The sequence below is a fragment of the Mesorhizobium sp. M7D.F.Ca.US.004.01.2.1 genome (genome assembly GCF_003997785.1).
GTDB classification, from domain to species: domain Bacteria; phylum Pseudomonadota; class Alphaproteobacteria; order Rhizobiales; family Rhizobiaceae; genus Mesorhizobium; species Mesorhizobium loti.
Window position 1 is genome coordinate 12,480 of record NZ_RZRQ01000027.1, and the last position, 20,820, is coordinate 33,299.

At 55.9% G+C, this 20,820-nt stretch carries 19 protein-coding genes and 1 pseudogene; 16 read left to right on the top strand and 4 right to left on the bottom strand.

The annotated features are described in order from the left end of the window. Window positions 1-123 precede the first annotated feature (123 nt). The 13 genes from EN993_RS07090 to EN993_RS07150 all read left to right on the top strand — a co-directional run bounded on the left by EN993_RS07090 (window position 124) and on the right by EN993_RS07150 (window position 12,356). Window positions 124-942: a CpsD/CapB family tyrosine-protein kinase gene (locus tag EN993_RS07090; RefSeq protein WP_281040564.1), complete on the top strand. Its 819-nt coding sequence runs from the start codon at window positions 124-126 to the stop codon at window positions 940-942. Further along, window positions 830-2,089, top strand: a complete 1,260-nt coding sequence (locus tag EN993_RS07095) for a hypothetical protein (protein ID WP_127262767.1) — start codon at window positions 830-832, stop codon at window positions 2,087-2,089. The genes EN993_RS07090 and EN993_RS07095 overlap by 113 nt, the downstream gene beginning before the upstream one ends. Beyond that, window positions 2,086-3,423, top strand: coding sequence for an O-antigen ligase family protein (locus EN993_RS07100; protein ID WP_127262768.1), 1,338 nt, complete (start codon window positions 2,086-2,088; stop codon window positions 3,421-3,423). Before EN993_RS07095 ends, EN993_RS07100 begins: the two co-directional genes overlap by 4 nt. A gap of 147 nt (window positions 3,424-3,570) precedes the next feature. Further along, the gene (gene rfbA / locus EN993_RS07105; protein ID WP_127262769.1) at window positions 3,571-4,452 is read left to right on the top strand and encodes a glucose-1-phosphate thymidylyltransferase RfbA; all 882 of its coding nucleotides are present in this window, start codon (window positions 3,571-3,573) and stop codon (window positions 4,450-4,452) included. Beyond that, window positions 4,453-5,007, top strand: coding sequence for a dTDP-4-dehydrorhamnose 3,5-epimerase (rfbC, locus tag EN993_RS07110; protein ID WP_127262770.1), 555 nt, complete (start codon window positions 4,453-4,455; stop codon window positions 5,005-5,007). A gap of 13 nt (window positions 5,008-5,020) precedes the next feature. Further along, window positions 5,021-6,091 carry a dTDP-glucose 4,6-dehydratase gene (rfbB, locus tag EN993_RS07115; RefSeq protein ID WP_127262771.1) on the top strand — a complete coding sequence of 357 codons (1,071 nt, stop codon included), beginning with the start codon at window positions 5,021-5,023 and terminating at the stop codon, window positions 6,089-6,091. After that, window positions 6,088-6,996, top strand: coding sequence for a dTDP-4-dehydrorhamnose reductase (gene rfbD, locus EN993_RS07120; RefSeq protein WP_127262772.1), 909 nt, complete (start codon window positions 6,088-6,090; stop codon window positions 6,994-6,996). Before rfbB ends, rfbD begins: the two co-directional genes overlap by 4 nt. A gap of 25 nt (window positions 6,997-7,021) precedes the next feature. Beyond that, the gene (locus EN993_RS07125; RefSeq protein ID WP_127262773.1) at window positions 7,022-8,149 is read left to right on the top strand and encodes a DegT/DnrJ/EryC1/StrS family aminotransferase; all 1,128 of its coding nucleotides are present in this window, start codon (window positions 7,022-7,024) and stop codon (window positions 8,147-8,149) included. Beyond that, window positions 8,146-8,649, top strand: a complete 504-nt coding sequence (locus tag EN993_RS07130; protein WP_164757568.1) for a GNAT family N-acetyltransferase — start codon at window positions 8,146-8,148, stop codon at window positions 8,647-8,649. Before EN993_RS07125 ends, EN993_RS07130 begins: the two co-directional genes overlap by 4 nt. Continuing rightward, a complete protein-coding gene (locus EN993_RS07135; protein WP_127262774.1) occupies window positions 8,646-9,443 on the top strand; it encodes an ABC transporter permease in 798 nt (265 codons plus the stop codon). The genes EN993_RS07130 and EN993_RS07135 overlap by 4 nt, the downstream gene beginning before the upstream one ends. Further along, window positions 9,440-10,192, top strand: coding sequence for an ABC transporter ATP-binding protein (locus EN993_RS07140; protein ID WP_127262775.1), 753 nt, complete (start codon window positions 9,440-9,442; stop codon window positions 10,190-10,192). The genes EN993_RS07135 and EN993_RS07140 overlap by 4 nt, the downstream gene beginning before the upstream one ends. Window positions 10,193-10,375: 183 nt before the next feature. Further along, window positions 10,376-11,545 (top strand): glycosyltransferase family 1 protein, encoded by a 1,170-nt coding sequence (locus EN993_RS07145; protein WP_127262776.1) that lies wholly within the window; start codon window positions 10,376-10,378, stop codon window positions 11,543-11,545. An 82-nt stretch (window positions 11,546-11,627) separates the two neighbouring features. Further along, entirely contained in the window at window positions 11,628-12,356 is a 729-nt protein-coding gene (locus EN993_RS07150; protein ID WP_127262777.1) for a class I SAM-dependent methyltransferase, read from the top strand. Between the two features lie 31 nt (window positions 12,357-12,387). Here EN993_RS07150 and EN993_RS07155 read toward each other — a convergent pair whose 3' ends face one another. From EN993_RS07155 to EN993_RS07165, 3 genes are read right to left on the bottom strand one after another with little or no spacing between them, the layout of a single operon-like run. Next, window positions 12,388-13,278 carry a class I SAM-dependent methyltransferase gene (locus tag EN993_RS07155; protein WP_206532353.1) on the bottom strand — a complete coding sequence of 297 codons (891 nt, stop codon included), beginning with the start codon at window positions 13,276-13,278 and terminating at the stop codon, window positions 12,388-12,390. Between the two features lie 41 nt (window positions 13,279-13,319). After that, window positions 13,320-14,693 (bottom strand): glycosyltransferase family 4 protein, encoded by a 1,374-nt coding sequence (locus EN993_RS07160; RefSeq protein WP_127262779.1) that lies wholly within the window; start codon window positions 14,691-14,693, stop codon window positions 13,320-13,322. Continuing rightward, on the bottom strand, window positions 14,693-16,615 hold the full coding sequence (locus EN993_RS07165) for a glycosyltransferase family 4 protein (RefSeq protein WP_127262780.1): 1,923 nt from the start codon (window positions 16,613-16,615) through the stop codon (window positions 14,693-14,695). The genes EN993_RS07160 and EN993_RS07165 overlap by 1 nt, the downstream gene beginning before the upstream one ends. A 316-nt stretch (window positions 16,616-16,931) precedes the next feature. Between EN993_RS07165 and EN993_RS07170 the strand changes: the two genes are divergently transcribed. The 3 genes from EN993_RS07170 (at window position 16,932) to EN993_RS07180 (ending at window position 20,538) form a co-directional block, all read left to right on the top strand. Beyond that, window positions 16,932-18,920, top strand: coding sequence for a nucleoside-diphosphate sugar epimerase/dehydratase (locus tag EN993_RS07170; protein WP_164757569.1), 1,989 nt, complete (start codon window positions 16,932-16,934; stop codon window positions 18,918-18,920). A 33-nt stretch (window positions 18,921-18,953) separates the two neighbouring features. Continuing rightward, on the top strand, window positions 18,954-19,886 hold the full coding sequence (locus tag EN993_RS07175; RefSeq protein WP_127262781.1) for a glycosyltransferase family 2 protein: 933 nt from the start codon (window positions 18,954-18,956) through the stop codon (window positions 19,884-19,886). A gap of 112 nt (window positions 19,887-19,998) precedes the next feature. Further along, window positions 19,999-20,538, top strand: a complete 540-nt coding sequence (locus EN993_RS07180; RefSeq protein WP_127262782.1) for a sugar transferase — start codon at window positions 19,999-20,001, stop codon at window positions 20,536-20,538. Between the two features lie 118 nt (window positions 20,539-20,656). Here the strand turns inward: EN993_RS07180 and EN993_RS37685 are convergent. Continuing rightward, window positions 20,657-20,820, bottom strand: a pseudogene (locus EN993_RS37685) (epimerase); the annotation flags it as partial.

Here is a 20,820-nt window from a genome sequence, read left to right on the forward strand (position 1 = left end):
TGCAGGCGATGAAGGATTTGCCTGCACCGCAACACCCTGAATGACAGCAAGCAGCCCTGTCTGCCACGATGTTCTCTAGATGAGCTCGACATCCTGCCGCTTGTCGATGACCGCGAAGCCAGCATCGCCGATCAGAAATCCGGACTCTCCGAGGCCTATCGTTCGCTGCGAACATCGCTGCAGTTCTCCGGTGCGGAGGGCGCGCCGCGATCGCTGCTGGTGACCAGCTCGGAACCGTCGGAAGGCAAGTCGACCACCTCGTTCAAGCTTGGCCAGGATTTCGCGGCGCTCGGCGCAAGGGTTCTGCTTGTCGACGGCGATCTTCGCAAACCCAACCTGCATCGGCTGTTCGGCCTCGACAATGCGATCGGATTGAGCAACCTGCTGACAAATACCGTTCGCAAGGACGATCTGGCGGGCATTTTCAGGCCGACGAAATACGCCAATGTCACCGTGCTGACGTCCGGAACGATTCCGCCGAATCCGGCCGACCTGCTGTCTTCGCAGAAGATGGCGCTGATCTTGACCAATCTCGGCAAACGCTTCGACCTGGTTATCATCGACGCCCCGCCGGTCGTCGGTCTTTCCGACGCACCAATCCTCAGCCGGCTTGCCGAAGGCACGTTGATGGTCGTTTCCACCAGCCAGGTCACGCGCAAATCAGCCAAGACGGCGGTCAAGCGTCTGCGCGCAGCCGGTGCGAATGTGATCGGAGCGGCGATGTCGAAATTTGCGGTCAACAAGTTCGACTACAACTACGCCTACAAATACATGAACCACCAGTACTACGACTATGGCGCGAGTACCCCGAAAATTGAGGGCAAAGTCGATGACGGAGCAGGCCAGCCCGCTCACGCGAAATCTCCGGCGTTCAGGCGTTTGGTTCGTCGCCTCCGTTCTGCTGTTGGCGGCTTCGTCGATCGGGCTAAGTCGGCTCCTTGAGACCGAAACGCCGGCCGTCTCGCTTGCGCTCGACCCGTTGAACATAGATGCCTTGATAGGTGAAATTACCGGTGAGCTGAACGAAACAGGCAGCGGTCCTGATCTCGACGTTTTGGCCGCCAAGGCGAGGGGCGCGCTTCGCTTCAATGTCGCGGACGCCCGGCTCTACAGCCTGATCGGCGAGATCGAGTATCGACAAGGCGAGAAGGACGAGGCTTTTGAACTCTTCGATCAGTCCCGAAAGCTGTCCAAGACTGAGATCCATGCGCTTCAGCGGTCGATCGACCGCTCGATCGAGGTGGGCGATCTGTCAAAGGCTGTCGGCGAGATCGACACCTTGTTGCGCCGGTGGCCGGACCGGTTTCCAGTCATAGCCGCGGGCATGCCAGCCATTCTTTCAAATCCGGACGGATATCAGGCTGTCCTGGCAGCCATAAGGATCGAGGCACCGTGGAGAGCCAGTCTTTTCTCCGCCCTTGGTCAGGATCCGCGGGGCCTGCGCGCGGCAAACCAACTGCTGCTCGATCTTGCCGGGTCGGGTTCACCACCGACATCGAAGGAATTGTCTGCCGTGATCAACGGCTACATCAGGCAAAAGGAATACGAGGCGGCCTATCGGCTGTTCCTTTTCAGCCTGTCCGATCAGGAGCGGACGCTCGGCGGATACATTTTCAATGGCGGCTTTGAGCCGGTCCGCAGCGGCAAGCCATTCGATTGGCAGGTTCACGATCGGTCCGGTCTGGAAATTACCTTTGCCGGGTCGCGCGATATCGGTGAAAGCGACATCGGAGCGACCGTTCGATTTCTGAATACGCCGGTGAAGAACGCCGCGCTCCAGCAATATGTTGAACTGCCTCCCGGCTCCTACAGGATTTCCCTGATCGCCTCCGCGAGAAACCTGAAGCTGCCAAAGCAGTTGTTCTGGTCCATCAGATGCGCAGATCCGGCAAGCGAAATAGCCCGGTTCAATATTCCCGAAGGCACATTCAACCGGCAGGATTTGAGCCTGGATTTTGCGATCGGACCAAGCGCGTGTCCCATGCAATTGTTGCGGCTGGAAACAGCCGCCATCGCTGAGAGTTGGCGATTTCGATACGTCGGCACGTTGGTCATGCACAAACTGAGCATCGAAAGAGTTTCATCTTGAGAGAGCGGTCAACCCGGTCAACGGAGTGGGAAAAGTATCTGCTTGGGTCGGTTCTTTTCCTGTCGGTGCTGATTGGCGGCGGCACGGCGAGTGGCCTCTACACCGAAACGCTGATCGAGATTGCGGCGATTGTTTCGTCCGCGGCCGTCTTTTCAAGGCCAACGGGGCAGAGCATCCCCCGTTCGGTCCTGTGGTTGCTTGCTCTGGCCTTTGCTGTGTTCTGCTTTCAAATCGTGCCGCTGCCTGCAGCCCTGTTGAGCGGATTGCGGCCTGAAGTTTTGCTCGCGAGCCCATGGTTGGCGGGCGAAACCCGGCTACGCTTCGTCAGTGTCGGCGTGGGGCGCACGATCGAGTGTCTGTTGTATTTCGCTGCGGCGGCGGCATTTTTCCTGGGCGTCACCCGCTTGCGCCCGGATCAGGTCTACGGCCTTCTGCCCTTCTTTTTCATGGGTGTCATCTGCAACGGATTGGCCGCGGCGATCCAGTATTCACTCTCCGATACGGTTGCCATAGAAGGGTTGTTGCCGTTCACGATCAATGCGGGACTGTTTGCCAACCAGAATCATTTTTCAGCTTTGCTCTTCGTCTCCATTCCCTTCGTCGTCTACTACGGTCTGTTCCGCGGGCACCTTCTGTCCGGATCGCTCGGGCTGATATCGCTGTTGCTGCTGCTTCTGGCCGCCGGTTCGCGCGCCGGTATTCTGATAGGCTTGGCGATCACCATAATATCGGTTGTCTTTCTGTCGGCTCGCTCCAGGCTAGGTGGCTACGGCATCCTTGCGGTCTTCATCGGCCTTTCGCTCTACACGATAGGCGCGTGGACAAAGATCGATGCGGAGGTGGTTGATCCGGCCTTTGGGCGAGCCGAATTTGCCCGTACGACGATTGCGGGAATTGAAGAGAACTGGGCGACAGGAGTAGGTTTCGGCAGTTTTCCGAAGGTCTATCAGATTTACGAAAAGGGAGAGATGATCTTCAAGCCCTACGTGAATCACGCTCACAACGATTATCTGGAATTGGCACTGGAGGGTGGCGTTCCTGTTGTTTTTCTGGTCGCAGCTTACTTGATATTGCTTTTTGCGTCGTCCGTTAGGGCGCGGCGGGATCCGTTGCAGAAAGCGGCGTTTCTCTCAGTGTTGTTTCTTCTCGTTCATTCCCTGGTTGATTATCCCTTGCGAACGGCAGCGCTTGCAATGACCTTTGCGTTTATGAATGCCATCATCTTTCACAGAGGTTTTGCTGAACGGTTGAGCCAAAGAGGCGGCTCGACCGAGGCCCATCACTATGATGACCATCTGCTTGTTCCCGTCAGGCTGTCGGCCTTGGCAAGATGAGAGCAGTGGGGTCGCCTGGAATTGGCCATGGATTGGCGCCGGACGTGGTCCGGTCGTTTGTCGAATCCCGAGATTGACAAGCCATTGCATGGAACCTAAGCACGGACAGCTCGGGCCGGGGGGCTTAGGCATGTCAAGGAGAGCTTCTTGAAAGGAATTATCCTTGCTGGAGGCAGTGGAACGCGTCTTTATCCGCTAACATTAGCAATCTCTAAGCAGATTCTGCCGATATACGACAAGCCGATGATCTATTATCCCCTGAGCGTTTTGATGCTCGCGGGTATCCGCGAGATTCTGGTCATTTCAACGCCGCGTGACCTGCCGGTTTTTCGTGATCTGCTTGGTGATGGATCGGAGTTCGGGCTCGACCTGTCCTATGCCGAGCAACCGCAACCCAACGGGCTTGCGGAAGCCTTCATCATCGGTCGGGATTTTATCGGCAAGGACAGCGTGTCGATGATCCTGGGCGACAACATCTATTTCGGCGACGGGCTGTCGCAGCTTTGCCGCGCTGCTGCATCGCGTGAAAGTGGCGCTTCGGTATTTGCCTATCATGTCGAGGACCCCGAACGCTATGGCGTGGTGTCCTTCGACAAGGCCACCGGAACCGCGTTGACGATCGAGGAAAAGCCGCAAAACCCGAAATCGAACTGGGCCGTCACGGGCCTGTATTTTTATGACAACAATGTCGTCGACATCGCTTCGACTATCAGGCCTTCGGCGCGGGGCGAGCTTGAAATCACGGCAGTCAACAACGCCTATCTCGAGCGTGGCCAACTGCACGTGCACCGGTTGGGGCGCGGCTATGCCTGGCTCGACACCGGAACCCATGACAGCTTGAATGACGCTTCTTCCTTCGTGCGCACCATCGAGCATCGCCAGGGCATCAAGGTCGCCTGTCCGGAAGAAATCGCCTTCGAACAGGGCTGGCTGACGGCTGATGAGGTGCTGCAGCGCGCGGCTCGCCTGGGCAAGAACGAATACGCCGCCTATCTGCGCCGGCGTGTCGCCGATCTGTTGGAGGGCTAGGTGCTGGACGTTAGATTCCTTGGCATCGATGGTGTGCTGGAAATCATTCCGAAGCGACATGGCGACGCGCGCGGTTTTTTCGTGGAAACCTACAATGCCGAGCGCTTTGCGCAGGCCGGCATAGACTTGCTTTTCGTGCAGGACAATCATTCCTATTCCGCGGCGGCGGGTGTGTTGCGAGGGCTTCACTACCAGCTTGCGCCGCGGGCCCAGGACAAGCTGTTGCGCGTCATCCGTGGCAGCATTCTCGACGTTGCGGTCGACATTCGCCGCGGGTCGAAAACCTTTGGAAAATGGGTCGCTCTCGAAGTGTCGGCCGAAAAGGGCAACCAGATTCTGGTGCCGAAGGGCTTCGCGCACGGCTTCGTGACGCTCGTGCCCGACACCGAGGTCCTGTATAAGGTCACCGACACCTATTCACAGGCGCATGACCGGTCGATCCGCTTCGACGATCCCGCCATCGGTATCGAATGGCCGTCATCGGCCGGCGGGTTCCAGCTTTCTGACAAGGACCTGAAGGCGCCGCTGCTGGCCGCCGCCGAGGTGTTTGCTTGATGAGGACAGCGGCATGAATTTTCTGGTGACAGGCGGTGCTGGCTTCATCGGTTCGGCGGTGTGCCGGCATTTGTGTGCCAACCCGGCCTATCGGGTGACCAATCTCGACAAGCTCACCTATGCGGGCAATCTGGCCTCGCTGCGGCCGATCGAGAATGCGCACAATTACCGCTTCGCTCATGCCGATATCTGCGACGAGAGGGCGGTGCTCGACATCCTCCACCGGGACGATATCGACATCGTCATGAACCTTGCCGCCGAGAGCCATGTCGACCGCTCGATCGACGGGCCAGGCACGTTTATCGAGACCAACATCGTCGGCACCTACAAGATCCTGAATTCCGCGCTGGAATACTGGCGCGGCCTGCCAGAGGACAAGAAGAGCCGCTTTCGCTTCCATCATGTCTCGACCGATGAGGTGTTCGGCGATCTTCCTTTCGATGGCGGCATGTTCGTCGAGGAAACGCCCTACGCGCCGTCTTCGCCCTATTCCGCCTCGAAAGCGGCCTCGGACCATCTGGTGCGGGCCTGGCACGAAACCTATGGTCTGCCGGTTGTGCTTTCCAACTGTTCGAACAATTACGGACCCTATCACTTTCCCGAAAAGCTGATCCCGCTGGTCATCCTCAATGCGCTCGATGAAAAGCCGCTGCCGGTCTATGGCGCCGGCGCCAATGTGCGCGACTGGCTGTTCGTCGAGGATCACGCGCGCGCTCTGGAACTTGTCGCAACCAGGGGACAGCCGGGCGAGAGCTACAATGTCGGCGGCAATTCGGAGCGGACGAACCTGGGCGTCGTCGAGACGATCTGCGATCTGCTCGACATCAGGCGGCCGCGGGCAGGCGGCAAGAGCCATCGCGACCTGATCTCTTTCGTCACCGACCGCCCCGGTCATGACCGCCGTTATGCCATCGACGCATCGAAGATCAGCCGTGACCTCGGCTGGGCGCCCAACGAGAATTTCGACAGCGGCCTGGCCAAGACCGTCGACTGGTTCCTGGACAACAAATGGTGGTGGGGGCCGATCCGCGAGCAGCGCTATGCCGGTGAACGGTTGGGCGAGGCACGCAAGGGGGTCGCATGAGGCTCGTTGTCACCGGACGCGAGGGCCAGGTTGCGGCAAGCCTTCTCGAGGCCGGCCAGGGACGTGCCGGCGTGGAGGTCATCGCCATTGGCCGTCCGGAACTCGACCTGGCAAAACCCGATACCGTCATCGACGCCATTGCGGCCGCGAAGCCGGACATCGTCGTGTCGGCTGCCGCCTACACGGCGGTGGATCAGGCCGAGGATGAGCCCGATCTGGCATTTGCGGTGAACGCCGTCGGTGCCGGCAAGGTGGCGGAAGCAGCAAGGCGGCTTGGCGTTCCCGTCATCCATCTTTCGACCGACTATGTCTTCGACGGCACCAAGGCTGGCTCCTATGTCGAAACCGACGCGCCCGCGCCGCGCAATGCCTATGGCGTTTCCAAGCTCGCCGGCGAACAAGCGGTGGCCGCCGCAAACCCGCGCCATCTCATTCTTCGCACCGCATGGGCATACAGCCCGTTCGGTCGAAATTTCGTCAAGACCATGCTGAAGCTTGCTGCCGACCGCGACGAGATCGCTGTTGTGGCCGATCAGTGGGGAAATCCAACTTCGGCGCTCGATATCGCCGACGCAATCCTGCATGCGGCGGCGATGATGCATCCAAATATGGGCTTTTCTTCATTTGGCGCGTACCATCTGGTGGGAACAGGCGAGACCAATTGGAGTGGCTTTGCCCGTCATATCCTGGACTCAAGCCGCCTGTTTGGTGGCCCTTGGGCGCGGGTACGGGACATTGCTACGACGGACTATCCGACCAAGGCGCGCCGGCCCGCCAATTCACGGTTGTCTACGGCAAAGTTCACCGCGACCTTTGGTTGGACGGCGCCGGAATGGCAGCAATCAACAAAAGAAATCGTATCTCGTCTCCTGGATGGTCAGACGGGACACGGCAGCAACGTGTGAACCGCCAGCGTCACGGAGAGTCTTGATGAGCGTTCAGTTATTCGTACCGAGTTTCCGCATCGAAGAATGTCTTGCGGGAATCCGTGAGTGCTTGGAAAAAGGATGGACCGGGCTAGGCTTCAAAACCGCCGAATTTGAAACGGCATGGAAGACCTACACGGGTCTTCCGCACGCCCATTTCCTGAACTCCAACACGGTCGGCCTTCATCTGGCGTTCCAGCTTTTCAAGTCCAAATACGGATGGGACGACGAAAGTGAGGTCATCACAACGCCGCTGACATTCGTTTCGACAAATCATGCTATTCTCTACGCGGGGCTTAAGCCGGTATTCGCGGATGTTGATGAATACCTCTGCCTCGATCCTCAAAGCGTGCTTGAGCGGATCACCGACAAAACGAAGGCGCTGATATTCGTCGGGATGGGAGGCAATGTTGGCCAGTATCAGAAGATATTGGAGATTTGTCGCGCGCGCGACATCAAGCTGGTGCTTGATGCGGCACACATGTCAGGTACCCGTGTCGACGGCAGCCACATTGGCGGTGATGCTGATGTGTCGGTTTTCAGTTTTCAGGCGGTGAAGAATCTTCCAACCGCCGATTCCGGAATGATCTGCTTCAAGGAAGCAGAAGACGATGAGCGCGTCCGCAAGCTCACTTGGCTCGGCATCAACAAGGATACCTACGCCCGGACTGCCTCCCAGGGGGCGTACAAATGGATGTACGACGTCGAGGAGATCGGGCATAAATATCACGGCAACTCGATCATGGCCGCGATTGCTATTGTCCAGCTGAAATATCTTGACATCGACAATTCCTTTCGGCGCCAGCTGGCGGTCTGGTATCGCCAGCATCTGGACGGCCACAATCATGTCAATGTCGTGCCTACAGCGCCAGGTTGTGAGTCTGCCCAGCATCTTCTCCAGATACGGGTTCAGAACCGCGACAATCTGATGCTTGCCCTCAACGAGCACGGCGTCTATCCGGGGGTTCATTATCGCGACAACACGGACTATCGAATGTATGCCTTTGCCGCCGGCACTTGTCCGAACGCCAAAGCAGCGAGCCAGGAAATCATTTCGTTGCCTCTCCACCTTCGTATGAGCAAGGCGGATGTCGATCTGATTTCCGACTTGGTTCTCAAATACGCTCAATGAAACCGCAAATCGCCCCTTTCGGAGACGGTACGATTGCCTTGAGGCTCGTGGAGCAGCGGGATCTCGAGACAATCCTCGACTGGCGCAACCGCGACGACGCACGTGTCTGGTTCAAGACATCTGACAAGCTCGCGTTCAACCGGCATCTCGCCTGGTACAACAGCTATCTCCAGAAGGATGACGATTTCTTCTTCCTAGTGGAGGTGGACGGACGCCCAGTCGGCCAATGTGGAATTTATGATATCGATCGCGATGCAGGAAGCGCCGAGATCGGGCGATTTCTCGTTGCCCCAGAAATGGCCGGAAGGGGTTATATCAGACGGTCGTGCGCTGAGCTCGCGCGTTTCGGAACACGTGTGCTCAACCTGTCCTATATTTTCCTTGAAGTGATGGAGCAAAATAAGAAGGCGATAGGACTTTATACTCGATGCGGTTTCATCGAAGAAAGCCGCTCCAACGGTTTGGTGCGCATGGGCCTCGCTGGAGGTGACGTTACATGATACCAACAGAACAGCTCTATAACGACGCACTGGCATCACTCAAGCTTTGGCGGGTCTGGACTTTTCTCGGCGTTCAAGACATCAAGGCGCGCTTCAGGCGTTCGTTTATCGGACCTCTATGGATTTTATTGAATCTCGCATTTTTCGTGGGTGGTGCCGGCTTTGTCTATGGCGTCATGTTCGGCCAGCCGATGGCTGATTTTTTGCCGTTCCTGATCACGGGTTTCGTCATCTGGGGGTTTCTGCTCTCTTCCTTCGTTGATGCCGGTGCAGCCTTCGTGGGCTCCGAAGGTTACATCAAACAGTTTTCATACCCAAAGCAAATTTATCTTTTACGTGCGCTGGTTTCATACTGCATTGTGTTGATGATCGGATTTTCGGCTATCATTCCGCTGCAGATATTCTTTCATAATTTTCATATTGCAGGCTGGGTGATGGCCGTGCCAGGGCTGGCGTTGCTATTGGTCGCCGCCCTCGGCCATATTGTGATTTCAGCGTATGTCGGAACGCGCTTCAGGGATTTGCCCTTTGCACTGGCTGGCATCCTTCAGGTCATCTTTTTCGTCACCCCAATCATGTTCCCCATCAAAGTGCTTCAGGCCAAGCATCTCGATTTCGTGTATCAATACAATCCTCTGTACTACCTGATAGACATCGTTCGCCACCCCATCCTTGAAGGTGGATTCCCTCCATCTGAAAGCTACGCCTTGGCGACATTATACGCTTTAGCGGTTTGGATTGTCGCGGCCGTGGTTGCCCGACGTCTCGACAACCGATTGGTTTTCCTGCTTTGACAGACCTCACTATCAACCTCGAGGGCGTAGGAGTCCGTTTTCAGGGCGAGCGCACCAATGGCGGCCTGAAAGACTGGCTTGTCGGCCGGCTGACTGGTCGAAAAGGGAACTTGTCCACTTATAGCGTGAATGCGCTCCATCAGTTGAATCTGAAGATCGGAAGCGGCGAGAGGGTCGGGCTGATTGGACTCAATGGCGCCGGCAAAAGCACGTTGCTGAAGGTCATGGCGAAGATTTACCCGCCCACGTCCGGAAAGGTCACTGTGCGGGGGCATGTGTGCCCGATGTTCGAGTTCGCGACCGGCTTCGAGATGAACCAATCCGGTTGGGATAACATCCGCATCCGTGGGCTCCTGCTCGGCATGTCGCCCGCGGAAATCGAGGAAAAATTGCTTGAGATTGGAGAGTTCACGGAGCTCGGAGAATTCCTGGATTATCCCGTTCGCACCTATTCAGCCGGAATGTTTGTCCGCCTCGCCTTTGCCGTGTCGACAAGCATCAATCCCGAGATCCTGCTGATCGATGAAGTGATGGGCGCGGGCGATATCCGCTTTGCGGACAAGGCCAAGCGCCGAATGTACGAATTCATGGAGCAAGGCAAGATACTTGTCTTCGCAAGCCATGCTCCGACCCTTCTGGAATCTTTTTGCAAGCGGACTATCTGGCTCGATGCGGGCGGGATTCGGATGGACGGAGAAACGTCAGAAGTCCTTGAGCGCTATTCTCGAGCCAATTTACCGGGCGCATGATTAAATGAATTCCGATGACATCGGTCAGACTGCTGACTTTGTCCGCGCTGATTGCCTACTTCGCAAAGCAGTCCATCGACCGTCGCCTGGTTGCCAGAAATCAGTGATCGAAATGTCTTAACGAATAAGCAGCACGCAACTGCGGCACGGCAAACCGCAGGCTCTAACCGAAATGACTTCTGCATGTCCGGCATGGTTAACATACTGATGGTAATTGAGGCGGAAATCGCCACCACTCATTTGCTTGAGCAAATTATGAAAGCCTGCGGAGTGCATGGCGTTGGCCACCGCGTTCAGTTGCTAGGCAAGCTTCAAATTGGCGATATCACGCCAGATACCATTCCTATGTTTGTACGATGCGCAGACCCTTTGGTTCTACCGTGGGCGCAATTGCTGGTCGACGCAAATAGGTCATACGCTTATTACATTGATGACAACTTCTGGCGCATCGTTGGACACACTCCGCTTGCGACATACTACCGGCACCCGATCATCAGAAAGTCCCTGGAATTTGCGATCTCCCATGCGGATGCCGTGATCGTTAACTCCAGCGAACTGTGCAGGTTCGTATCAAGTTTCAATGCTCGCACCGCTGTTCTGCCGACGTTTTTCGATTTTTCCCTTATTGACGGTGTGCAGCCGTCCTCTACAGACGAAATCCGGATCGGCTTTGCCGGAAGTCCCTCACGCATTGACGATCTAGATTTGATATCGCCGGTTATCGAGTTGATCCTGGAGAAATACCCAAAAACGATATTCGAGTTCGCTGGCGTTCTTCCAAAGGGTGTTTCGATTGGACCGCGTGTCCGCTTTTTTCCACATACCGGCGACTACAACGCTTACATTAAATTTCAAGCCACGAGAAATTGGGCGATAGGTCTAGCTCCCCTGATGGACCATGAGGCTAATCGCAGCAAGACCGACAACAAGTATCGTGAGTATGGTGCGTGCCATGTTGCTGGGATTTATTCCAATATTCCACCCTATAGCGATGTTGTGGAAAACTCAGTCTGCGGCTTATTGGTGGATGGTGCCCAGTCGTCTTGGTTCGACGCGCTTGCCGCTCTTATCGAGCGACCCGACAAGCGGACGATCCTAGCGAACAACGCCTTCGAGCATGTAAGGGCTCGCTATGACGTGTCACACGTTTCCCATGACTGGGCGCGATTTTTCAAACGGCTCGATGAGCGCCGATCACGAGATATCAGGCCACTTAAGCAAAGCAGTCTGGATTTGAAGAAATTCTACCGCCGGCTGGAACGACTTAAGATTCATCTTGCCGTTGTCTATCAGGAGGGTGGATGTCGTTTGGTCATTCAACGTATTGTAAGGAAAATACGGCCATCGCGATGAGGCTTTGGTCTCGCAGCCGGATAGGTATGACGATTGAGCGATCTCATGGTGGCCCCCGCCTGATTGGGGCAAAGGAGGTACTGTGCAAGAACATTCTGTTTTTCTGAAAACAGTCGTCGATCCCATTCAAGGTTGGTTAGTCCCGTACACCGCCATAAGGAGCATGGACCTGCTGGAGTGGCAAATTACCAACGGCGTGCGCGGCGGTTTGTTCGAGATCGGTGTTTTCTGTGGAAAATACTTGTCCGTCCTACTGCAATCGGCGAACGCAACGGGCGAGGCGATCGTCGGCGTCGATACATTCGAAGCGGTGCCGCAAAATCAGGTCTTGGACCTACTTGGCCGCAACGGCGCGAATTCCGATCGCGTGCAACTCATTCAAGGCAAGTCTGTCGATGTTTCGGCTGCTGATATTTTGGGTCGTCTCGATGGGGCCGCTCGCTTCATCAGCATCGACGGCTCACATGAAAAATCGGACGTGCTTAGTGACTTGAGGCTTTGTGATGAGATTTTGTCGGATCAAGGGATTATTTCCGCAGATGACTTCTTAAATTGCCTTTGCTTAGGCGTCACCGAGGCGATATTCGAATACCTCAAAGATCATAAATCAATAGTCCCATTCTGCTACTTACCGAACAAGCTATTATTGTGTCGGAAATCGATGGCGAGCACTTACACCTCAGTCCTGGAGCAAGCCAACAACCGGTCGCCATTCGACGGTATCGGCAAGCGTGTAGCCGAGACGGCAGCTCAAGATAGGTCGAAAATTTTTACAGCCATGGCCGGATCAAAGGTTCTTGTCTTAAGTTAGACTAGGCTATGTCGGCGCTATTTCTCTCAATTCATAATTTTATCAGGCAGAAAACCTGCCGGAGGTCGCAAAAATAGGAATTCTCGAGACCAACAGGCAGAAGATCACTCAGAAATCTGTCAAACTCGGTGAGCGTCTCTCGGTCAGCACCTCGGATTTCCAGTTCGAATTTCAAGTTTTCTTTTGGGTTTCTTGTGTCGCGTTGGATATAGAGTTTCCCGCCCGTCTGAAGTGAGAGGGCAAAGAGATCATAGGCGGAGAATAGATATTTGTCGCCGGTTCCGAATGTCGAAAGAAAAGCCATATCTTCGCGTAGGGCGCCGCTCCTCTGTTCCACATATTGTGTAAGCAGATCAATCTGGAGGAGTACATCGTCTGGCAATTTGACTGAGCGTCTGAACAGCTTCAGCGTCAGACATAAGAACATATAACTTTCCAGGCAAGGTTCAGTAAAGATCAGCACCCCTGGCGTCGCTAGTTTCTGATATAATGATTTAATGGCCGCCCGGTAATCCAGCACGTGGTGCAGAACCGAATGAGATTGGATGACGTTGAAGGCACCTTCTTTTATAAATAGCTCGTTTTGCGGATCGCAAAGAGCCGCGGCGACGATGGTATGTTTGCCGGTCGACCATTTCCGCAGGTTGATCTCCAGCTTCTCAACCAAAGAAGGGAAAACGTCTGTTGCAACGTATCCGATCGGTGTGATGGTTTGAAGGGTCCCGTAGGATAGCTGGCCGATGCCGGAGCCAAGCTCGAGGATGGTTGCGCTGTCTGGAACGATACCTGCCATTTGAATCATTGGTAGGTGAAACTGCTTGAAGAAACTTACGTTGTGCTCTTTCTCAGCTGCAAAAATCTGTCCTTCGAAGTCCGGTTCGCCCACGACGACGATATCGGAAATTGCGTCCTTTCCTTCCACTTTGATGCTTCGCGTACAAACGTCCGAGAGGCTGCGCATTGTCAGGTTCGCTTTCTAGAGAGTGCATCTGCTGATGTTCGGAAGGGGCGTCGTAGCACCGGGTATTTGGTGCCGAACTCGCGCAGAACTCGGCCAAGCCGCCAGTAGGTCGAGTTTTTGATTTCGTTCAATTCATAGAGGCTCGCGTCGTCGGATTGAACGAGCGAATTGGTTGTCATGGGGATCTCCGAAAGAAGACGCAGATAATCTAGGTCTCCGAAGGTGTCGTCTGAGTATTGCGAAAACGAATTGGCAGCATCAGAAATAGTTTCTTCGAATTCTGCGATGGATTTTCTTCCATCGAACAAGGCCAGAACCCGATTGCGCCCTTCCGCACCAATCCTGTCTTTCTTTTCTGTATCCTCAATCAATTCACGTATTTTTGAAGCAAGATCAACATGATCAGCGGCGTTAAAGAGAAGACCAGAAACGCCGTCTTCGATGATCTCTGGCAGACCGCCAGCTCTAGATGCGATGACCGGCGTTCCAATTGCCATCGCTTCTATTGCCACCATCCCAAACGGCTCGATAATCGATGGGACGACTGCGGCTAATGCGCGGCTGAGGCACGCTTCGGGCCTATCTGTCCTCCCATGAAAGACAGCTAGATCGTCCACCTGAAGCTTTTTTGACAAATCTTCCAGCCAAATACGAAGCGGGCCATCGCCATAGACATCGAGGCCGACTGGTATGCCTGAAGATTTGAGCAACGCAATGGCTCGAATGAGAACCTCAGTTCCCTTGTGGGCCTCAAGAGTGGTGAGCGTGCAAATTCTTGATGACCGGGCGCGACTGCCGTCCAATTTAGGGACTGTCGTCCAGTTGAGGATGGTTTTCGCTCGCTCACCCGGTACTGTCGTCTCGAAATATTGCCTGGTCCAATCCGAGCAGTATGCGACTGAGCGTGCGTGCTTGAGCAGAATGGAGTCAAACGTCTGCTTCATCAGGTCGTGAGTAGTCGCTTGCCCACCGTCCAAGACGCCATGAACCCACATCACATACGGCAACCCAGCAAGAATTGCTCCGATTGCAGGGCATAGGCTTGTCAAGGTATTTACAATCACGACGTCGGTTCGCTGCCGCCAGTAGAGATCGGCATACATGCTGGCGACTTCGAGAACGTGTTTCGTATAGTCAGACGCAAACTGGATCGGCTCGTAAACATACCACCGAAGTGGTGGAGATCGGCGCCACTGCACGTTCCGAGCACTCAGCAGGTTGCCAAGTGGGCCGCGGTTAGCATTTGGGATAAGAACGACCGGGTTGATTGTAGTGCTCCCGGTCAATCCGATTGCGAGGTTCGCGAGCATTTTCTCTGCGCCAGCTGTGTAGGGCGAATGAGAAACGAGCGTGACATTTAATTTTGCAGAGTTCATTAGATTAAGCCAGACGCGATAGATCTTATCAGATCAGCAAACTGGGGGGCCACGACCGTCGCATCGTAATTCTTGGCGACATCTGCTCTGGCGCTCGCATGCATTCTCAGGAGCTTCTTCTTGTCGAGCAGGGAAATTATCGGTGTTGTCCAATCATCAGGATCAGACACAAGAACTCCATTGATGCCGTCATCAATATGCCAGCTGTAGGGTTCTAGGTTCGAATAGACGCCGACTGCCCCGGCCGCAGTAATCTCAAGATATTTATTTGGGCATTTTGACCGTGAGGTTCGAGTGGCGTCCAGAGGTGCCAATAAGATGTCGGGGCTCGCCTCTCTTATCATCTGAGCGTACTGGATGTAGGACACCCCCGAGTATTCGATGGCCCTGGCGCCACTCATGAAGGCCCGCTGCTCTGCGGATAGATTTCCGAATATCAGCAGATCGACGTCGTCATGGGTCTTTGCTATTTGTGCAAGAGCTCTGAAAGCGCGGTCATCATATCGGTCTGAGCCCGAATACCCGATAACGAAACGCTTTGAATGACGTCTTGGCGTCTTTTCGAATAGAGCCAGATCAACGCTGTTCGGCAACGTGACAATTCTTTTTGCGTAAGGCGCGATGTCGTCGGCAAGCAATCTATTGTATGTAAGTACATAGTCCGCATGCTTGATGCCAAATACAAAATTCTTAAAGAATTGGGTTTCGGGTCCAAATATATTTCTATAAGGGTCTGGCCAGTCTTCAGCTACCGTGATCCAATTGTCGTCGATCATATAAATTGACGGGATATCTAGATCTTTGCACCAATCCAAGATTTGTCGAACCTGTTCGACCTTACATCTCGACAAAATCACCACATCGCTATTCTCAATATCTTCTCTTGTTACAAGATGGTCAAAAACAGGTTTGTATGTACCAAAGCCAGTGCCTTCAAGGTGCTTGAAATACGAGAAAAAACAGAGCCAGTTATGGTGATATTCCCAGAGTCCGCCGGTAATCGTAACTCGGAGAGGTCGGGAAGCAGAAGGTCCTGCGGCTCGCGCCAGCGAGGGGATGTGCCGACACAGATAGCTCGCGTCATCTGGAGCAAGGTCTTGGATGAAATTGCGTTCACGTTCTTGAGCGCTGGCTGCAAACAGGCCGCTCGCCATGTACCTGCGACGCATATCTTCGCTAACTGGGTAAGGTCTCGTGATGAATGGGGTACGACCATCGCTCGTTGAGCCGCCCTCGACCTTAATGATGCTAATCTCGTGGCTACAGGAAAGCCTGATCAGAGCGTCCCAACATGAAGCCTGTTGCACAAGGGGGGAAGGGTCGAAGCCGCCGATCTCGTCCAGAGCCGTTGCGGAGATAGCCAAGTCGGAAAGTGACAAAAATGGGCAATTGAGTACCCATCCGTGAAGCTGCGATTTGGGGATGTTCCCAACAAGCCCATATCGCCCGTTGGAAGATGTATCTGATAATGCGATAGACTGGTTATTCCGGGTGGCGGTTCTGCTCGCTTCGAGAAGGACCGGAAGGCGACGTACGTCCCAGGCAAGTTGCGGACCCAAAAAAATGAGTCGATGGCCGACCGCGATTTTTCTCCCAGCGTTGAACAGCACGGCTGGCAACTCGTTCTCGGATATGACCTCACAAACTCGAACGCGCCGAAAGTAGGAAGGCAAGGACTGAAGGGCCGGTATTGTTTTCCACTGGGGATCACTGAAAACGACGATCAATTCGACGTCATTGTCAACCTTTCCGACTATCGGACGAAGGATATCCGCAATTCGGCTTACGAAACCTCGACCGGAACTCAAGCGCCCTAGTAATATTAGAACAATCGAAAGTGCGCATTGGGTGCTGGCGTAGTCCTCGAAGATTGGTTTTTCCCGCAGCATTCTAGCTCCCTTGGAGGCCTGAAACATATTCACCGGACGTTCTTGCGTAAAGGGCACTTCGCGATGAGGCGTGAATGGGGTTTGCCGCAACCCTTAATCGATAAGATCAGCGACGTCAGCTAGGCGGATAAGCAAAAATTGTAAAATTTGGACCCCAGTTGTCCTTTCAAATCCTCGGCCGCACATGCCCCAAAAAAACATCTAGCTATGCCTTCCCGCCCGCAGTATGCGATACAAGACGGCGGGGGCCGGGGATGGCACTTGAGTAAGGTGATCGGCCGCGAAGTATCTTCGTGTTCGCACTTTTTCTGGTGTTCATATCCGTGAGCCTGGAGTCTAGTGCCATCCAATGAATTCTTACCTCGAATCAGTATTCGGGCTCCGGCCACAGATGCGGCGTGCCTTCATCATGGTCCAGGACGTGGTCATGGTCCTGGTCGCCGTGGCGCTCAGCCTCGTGCTTTCGCGGTCGAATCTCTCGTTCGAAGCGCTCTCCAACGAGGGTCTGGCAACCTGGGCTGGCATTGTTCTCATCAGCCATTTGCTATTCAGATATTGTGGCCTCTACACGACCGTCTGGCGTTTTGCCTCGACGCCGGACTTTTTCAACATCCTGAAGAGCTGCGCGATTTTGACGCTCACGCTTTACGTGGTTTCGCTGCTGGTTCGTTCTTTCCAGCCTGTGGCTGGGCTCAACGAGCGTCAGTTCATCGTCTTCTTCCTCGTCTCCTTCACCGTCATATCGGCGCCGCGGCTGTTCTACCGCTTCCTGCGCGACGGCGCGAGCTGGGGCATTCTAGGCGGCAAGACCGACAAGACGCAGGCCAAGCGAGCATTGTTCGTTGGCCGGCTCGGCGAGGCCGACCTGATCATTCGCTTCACGCGCACGGCGCAGCCGGCGGACTATTCCATCGCGGGCATCATGGCGACCGAGCGCGGCGCGCCGTTGGGGACGCGGATTCAAGGTGTTCCCGTGGTGGCGACCCGGCCGCGTCTGATCGATGTCCTGGAAGACTACGCGACGGGCACCAAAAGCCTGGACTTGCTGATTTTCGGCAGCGGCGCCGAACACGAGATCGAGGAGTATTCGGAACTCGTCCGCGTTGCCCGGCACGGCGACATAAATGTGGTGCAATTCTCAGGTCTTTCGGAGCTGGAACAGCACGGAAAGCTGGTTCTCGACACCGTCGAGATGGAAACGATCCTGCGGCGTCCGACAGTCGCGTCCGATATCGAGCGCATCAGCGCCTTTGTGGGCGGCAAACGCGTTCTGGTGACGGGCGGCGCGGGCTCGATCGGCCAAACCCTGGTCAAACGGTCGCTGCAACTGGGAGCGGAGGCGGTGCTGGTCGCCGACAACTCCGAGTTCGGCATTTTCCAGCTGAGCCAGTATATTGACGAAAAGGACCACGACCGTCTCAAGGTCCGTATCGTCGATGTCGCGGACCGACGCCAGATAACGCGTGTCGTCACGGAATTCCGGCCGGACATCATCTTTCATGCCGCGGCGCTCAAGCACGTTCCGCTGCTCGAGGAAAACTGGGATTCGGCCATCCAGACCAACATTTTCGGAACACTCGTCTGTGCCGAGGTCGCCGCCAAATGCGGTGTTGCACAATTTGTCCTGATATCGAGCGACAAGGCGGTGGATCCGACATCGGTGCTTGGCATGACAAAGCGGGCCGCTGAACAGATCGTCAGCGCCTTGCACGGGGCGCCAGCAGGCGAGCCGGGCGGGCGTGGCTCCGCCACCAAATTCATAGCTGTGCGGTTCGGCAATGTCTTTGGCAGCAATGGTTCGGTGGCGACCATATTCCAGGCGCAGATCGAGGCTGGGGGACCCGTCACCATCACCGACCGGCGCATGACACGCTATTTCATGACCGTGGCCGAAGCCGTCGATCTTGTCATCATGTCGGCGACCGATGCCGCGTCCAGGCACAGCGGAGACGATTATGCCGTCTATATGCTCGACATGGGCAAGCCGGTGCCGATTCTTGAAGTGGCCGAAACGATGATCCGCATGTCAGGAAAGAGCCCATACAAGGACATTGCAATCCGGTTCACCGGCATAAGGCCGGGCGAAAAACTCCACGAAACGCTGCATGGCGAAGACGAGGAACTCGTCGAACTCGGCATTTCGAAGATTTTTGGCCTTAGCACGGACGTCGTGGAATGGTCGGATGTCCAGATCGCGCTCACGGCCCTGCAGCAATCGGCGAAAAACCAGGACAAGGCTGCCGCGCTCGCCGTGCTGGCAGGCCTTGACCGCGCCAAGAAGGCCCGGGGGAGCATTCATCAGGGCGCGATCCCGAAAACGGCCGGGCAGGCGAGCTAGGCCCGATTCAGAATTCAGAAAGCGATCTTGCCCGTGAGCAAAGCAGATCTGCGCGTCGCGGTCCTGATGGGCACGAAGGATGGCGCTGCCTTCATCGATGAACAGCTGCAGTCCCTGCTCGCGCAGTCGCACCCTCTGGTCGACCTGTGGATATCCGACGATGGTTCCATCGATGGCACGACCGCCATCATCGAGACATGGAAATCGCGCTGGCCCAAGGGTCGAATGACCCTCGTGGAGGGGCCGCGGCAAGGCTTCGCCGCCAATTTCCGATCGATGATCCTCGATCGACGCATCGATGCGGACTGCTATGCCTTCTGCGACCAGGACGATATCTGGGAGCCCGACAGGCTGGAGAGCGCCATCCGCTGGATGCAGGCCCATGACGCAAAGACCCCACTGATGTTTTGCTCGCGAACCGCGACCATGACCGAAACGGGAAGCCTTGTCGGCCATTCGCCGCTCTTTGCCCGGCCGCCATCCTTTCGCAACGCGCTTGTGCAAAGCATCGCCGGCGGCAACACCATCCTGCTCAACGCCGCGGCACGCGACCTGCTGGCCAGGGCCTCCGCGCGGACCGGGTTCGTCAGCCACGACTGGTGGGCCTATCTCATCGTGACCGCCGCCGGCGGCGGCGTCCGCTACGATCCACGGCCGCTGGTGCGCTACCGGCAGCACGCGGCAAACCTGGTCGGCGCCAACGTGTCGTGGCGAGCAAGGGTTTCCCGGCTTGGCCGCCTGTTCAAGGGTGAGTTCGCCGGCTGGACGGATCTCAACCTTGACGGTCTTGCCGTCAATCGCGACCTCCTGACCGAGGACGCGGCGGCATGCCTCGACCTGTTCACCAGCGGGCGGCAGGGCGGTCTCTTCCGCCGCTTGGCAGCCTTGCGCAAAAGCGGTGTCTATCGGCAGACTCTTTCAGGGACCCTGGGGCTCTATCTCGCTTTCATCCTGGGACGCATTTGAGCATCGAACAGCTGCGTGGCGCGCTTGGTCAGGAGATGAGCTCATGCTACGTCGACGGGCTTGGCCTGCGGCGTTGCCTCGGGACTTTCGCAGGGAGCATTATCGGCCGTTCATGAAGGCAGCCAAGCACATCTTCGATCTTGCCGGTGCGGTTCTGCTGCTGGTGGCCACATCTCCTGTTTTGATGCTGGCCGTCCTTGCCATCAGGGCATCGTCGCCCGGTCCGGCTATTTTTTCGCAGACGCGGGTCGGCCGTGACGGCCTGCTTTTTCGCTGTCACAAGTTGCGCACGATGTATGTCGGCACGCCATCATTGCCCTCGCATGAAGCGCCGGCGAATTCCGTGACATCGGTTGGAAGGGTCTTGCGGAAGTTCAAGCTCGATGAGCTGCCGCAGTTCTGGAACGTCCTGAAGGGCGAGATGAGCCTTGTCGGGCCGCGCCCCTGCCTGCCGACCCAAACGCAATTGATCGAGTGTCGCAGGCGGCTGGGCGTGTTGGCGGCACTACCGGGCATAACCGGCCTGGCCCAGATCAAGGGCATCGACATGTCGAACCCGGAGCTTTTGGCGCAAACGGATGCCGCCTATCTCCGCACGGCGTCGTTCTGGCTCGACCTTCGGATCCTGCTTGGAACGCTCTATCGAAGCTGAACAGACCATGATCCCCAAAAGTGGAAGCCGGTTTTTGGGAAAGATCATGGTCAGACAAAAAGCCATGATCCCCAAAAGTGGAAGCCGGTTCTGGGAACGATCAAGGTCAAACAAGACGTCAGGATTTACTGAGCCGCGCTAGCTCGGCCAACCGCTCCAGCGTGGCGGTTTCAGGCGCCCAGCCCTGCGATACCAGCAGGGCAGGGTCGCATATCTGAGTCGCGGTCAGGCTGTCCCAAAACGCTCGCTTGCCCAGCCCGCTTGCTGCCGGCCGTATCAGGC

Excerpts from the sequence above, each read along its gene's own strand:
- EN993_RS07170 (WP_164757569.1), top strand. The coding sequence starts at position 16,932 with ATGAATTCTTACCTCGAATCAGTATTCGGGCTCCGGCCACAGATGCGG.
- EN993_RS07125 (WP_127262773.1), top strand. The coding sequence starts at position 7,022 with ATGAGCGTTCAGTTATTCGTACCGAGTTTCCGCATCGAAGAATGTCTT.
- EN993_RS07095 (WP_127262767.1), top strand. The coding sequence starts at position 830 with ATGACGGAGCAGGCCAGCCCGCTCACGCGAAATCTCCGGCGTTCAGGC.
- EN993_RS07145 (WP_127262776.1), top strand. The coding sequence starts at position 10,376 with ATGTCCGGCATGGTTAACATACTGATGGTAATTGAGGCGGAAATCGCC.
- EN993_RS07160 (WP_127262779.1), bottom strand. The coding sequence starts at position 14,693 with ATGAACTCTGCAAAATTAAATGTCACGCTCGTTTCTCATTCGCCCTAC.
- EN993_RS07135 (WP_127262774.1), top strand. The coding sequence starts at position 8,646 with ATGATACCAACAGAACAGCTCTATAACGACGCACTGGCATCACTCAAG.
- EN993_RS07180 (WP_127262782.1), top strand. The coding sequence starts at position 19,999 with ATGAAGGCAGCCAAGCACATCTTCGATCTTGCCGGTGCGGTTCTGCTG.
- rfbD (WP_127262772.1), top strand. The coding sequence starts at position 6,088 with ATGAGGCTCGTTGTCACCGGACGCGAGGGCCAGGTTGCGGCAAGCCTT.
- EN993_RS07130 (WP_164757568.1), top strand. The coding sequence starts at position 8,146 with ATGAAACCGCAAATCGCCCCTTTCGGAGACGGTACGATTGCCTTGAGG.
- rfbB (WP_127262771.1), top strand. The coding sequence starts at position 5,021 with ATGAATTTTCTGGTGACAGGCGGTGCTGGCTTCATCGGTTCGGCGGTG.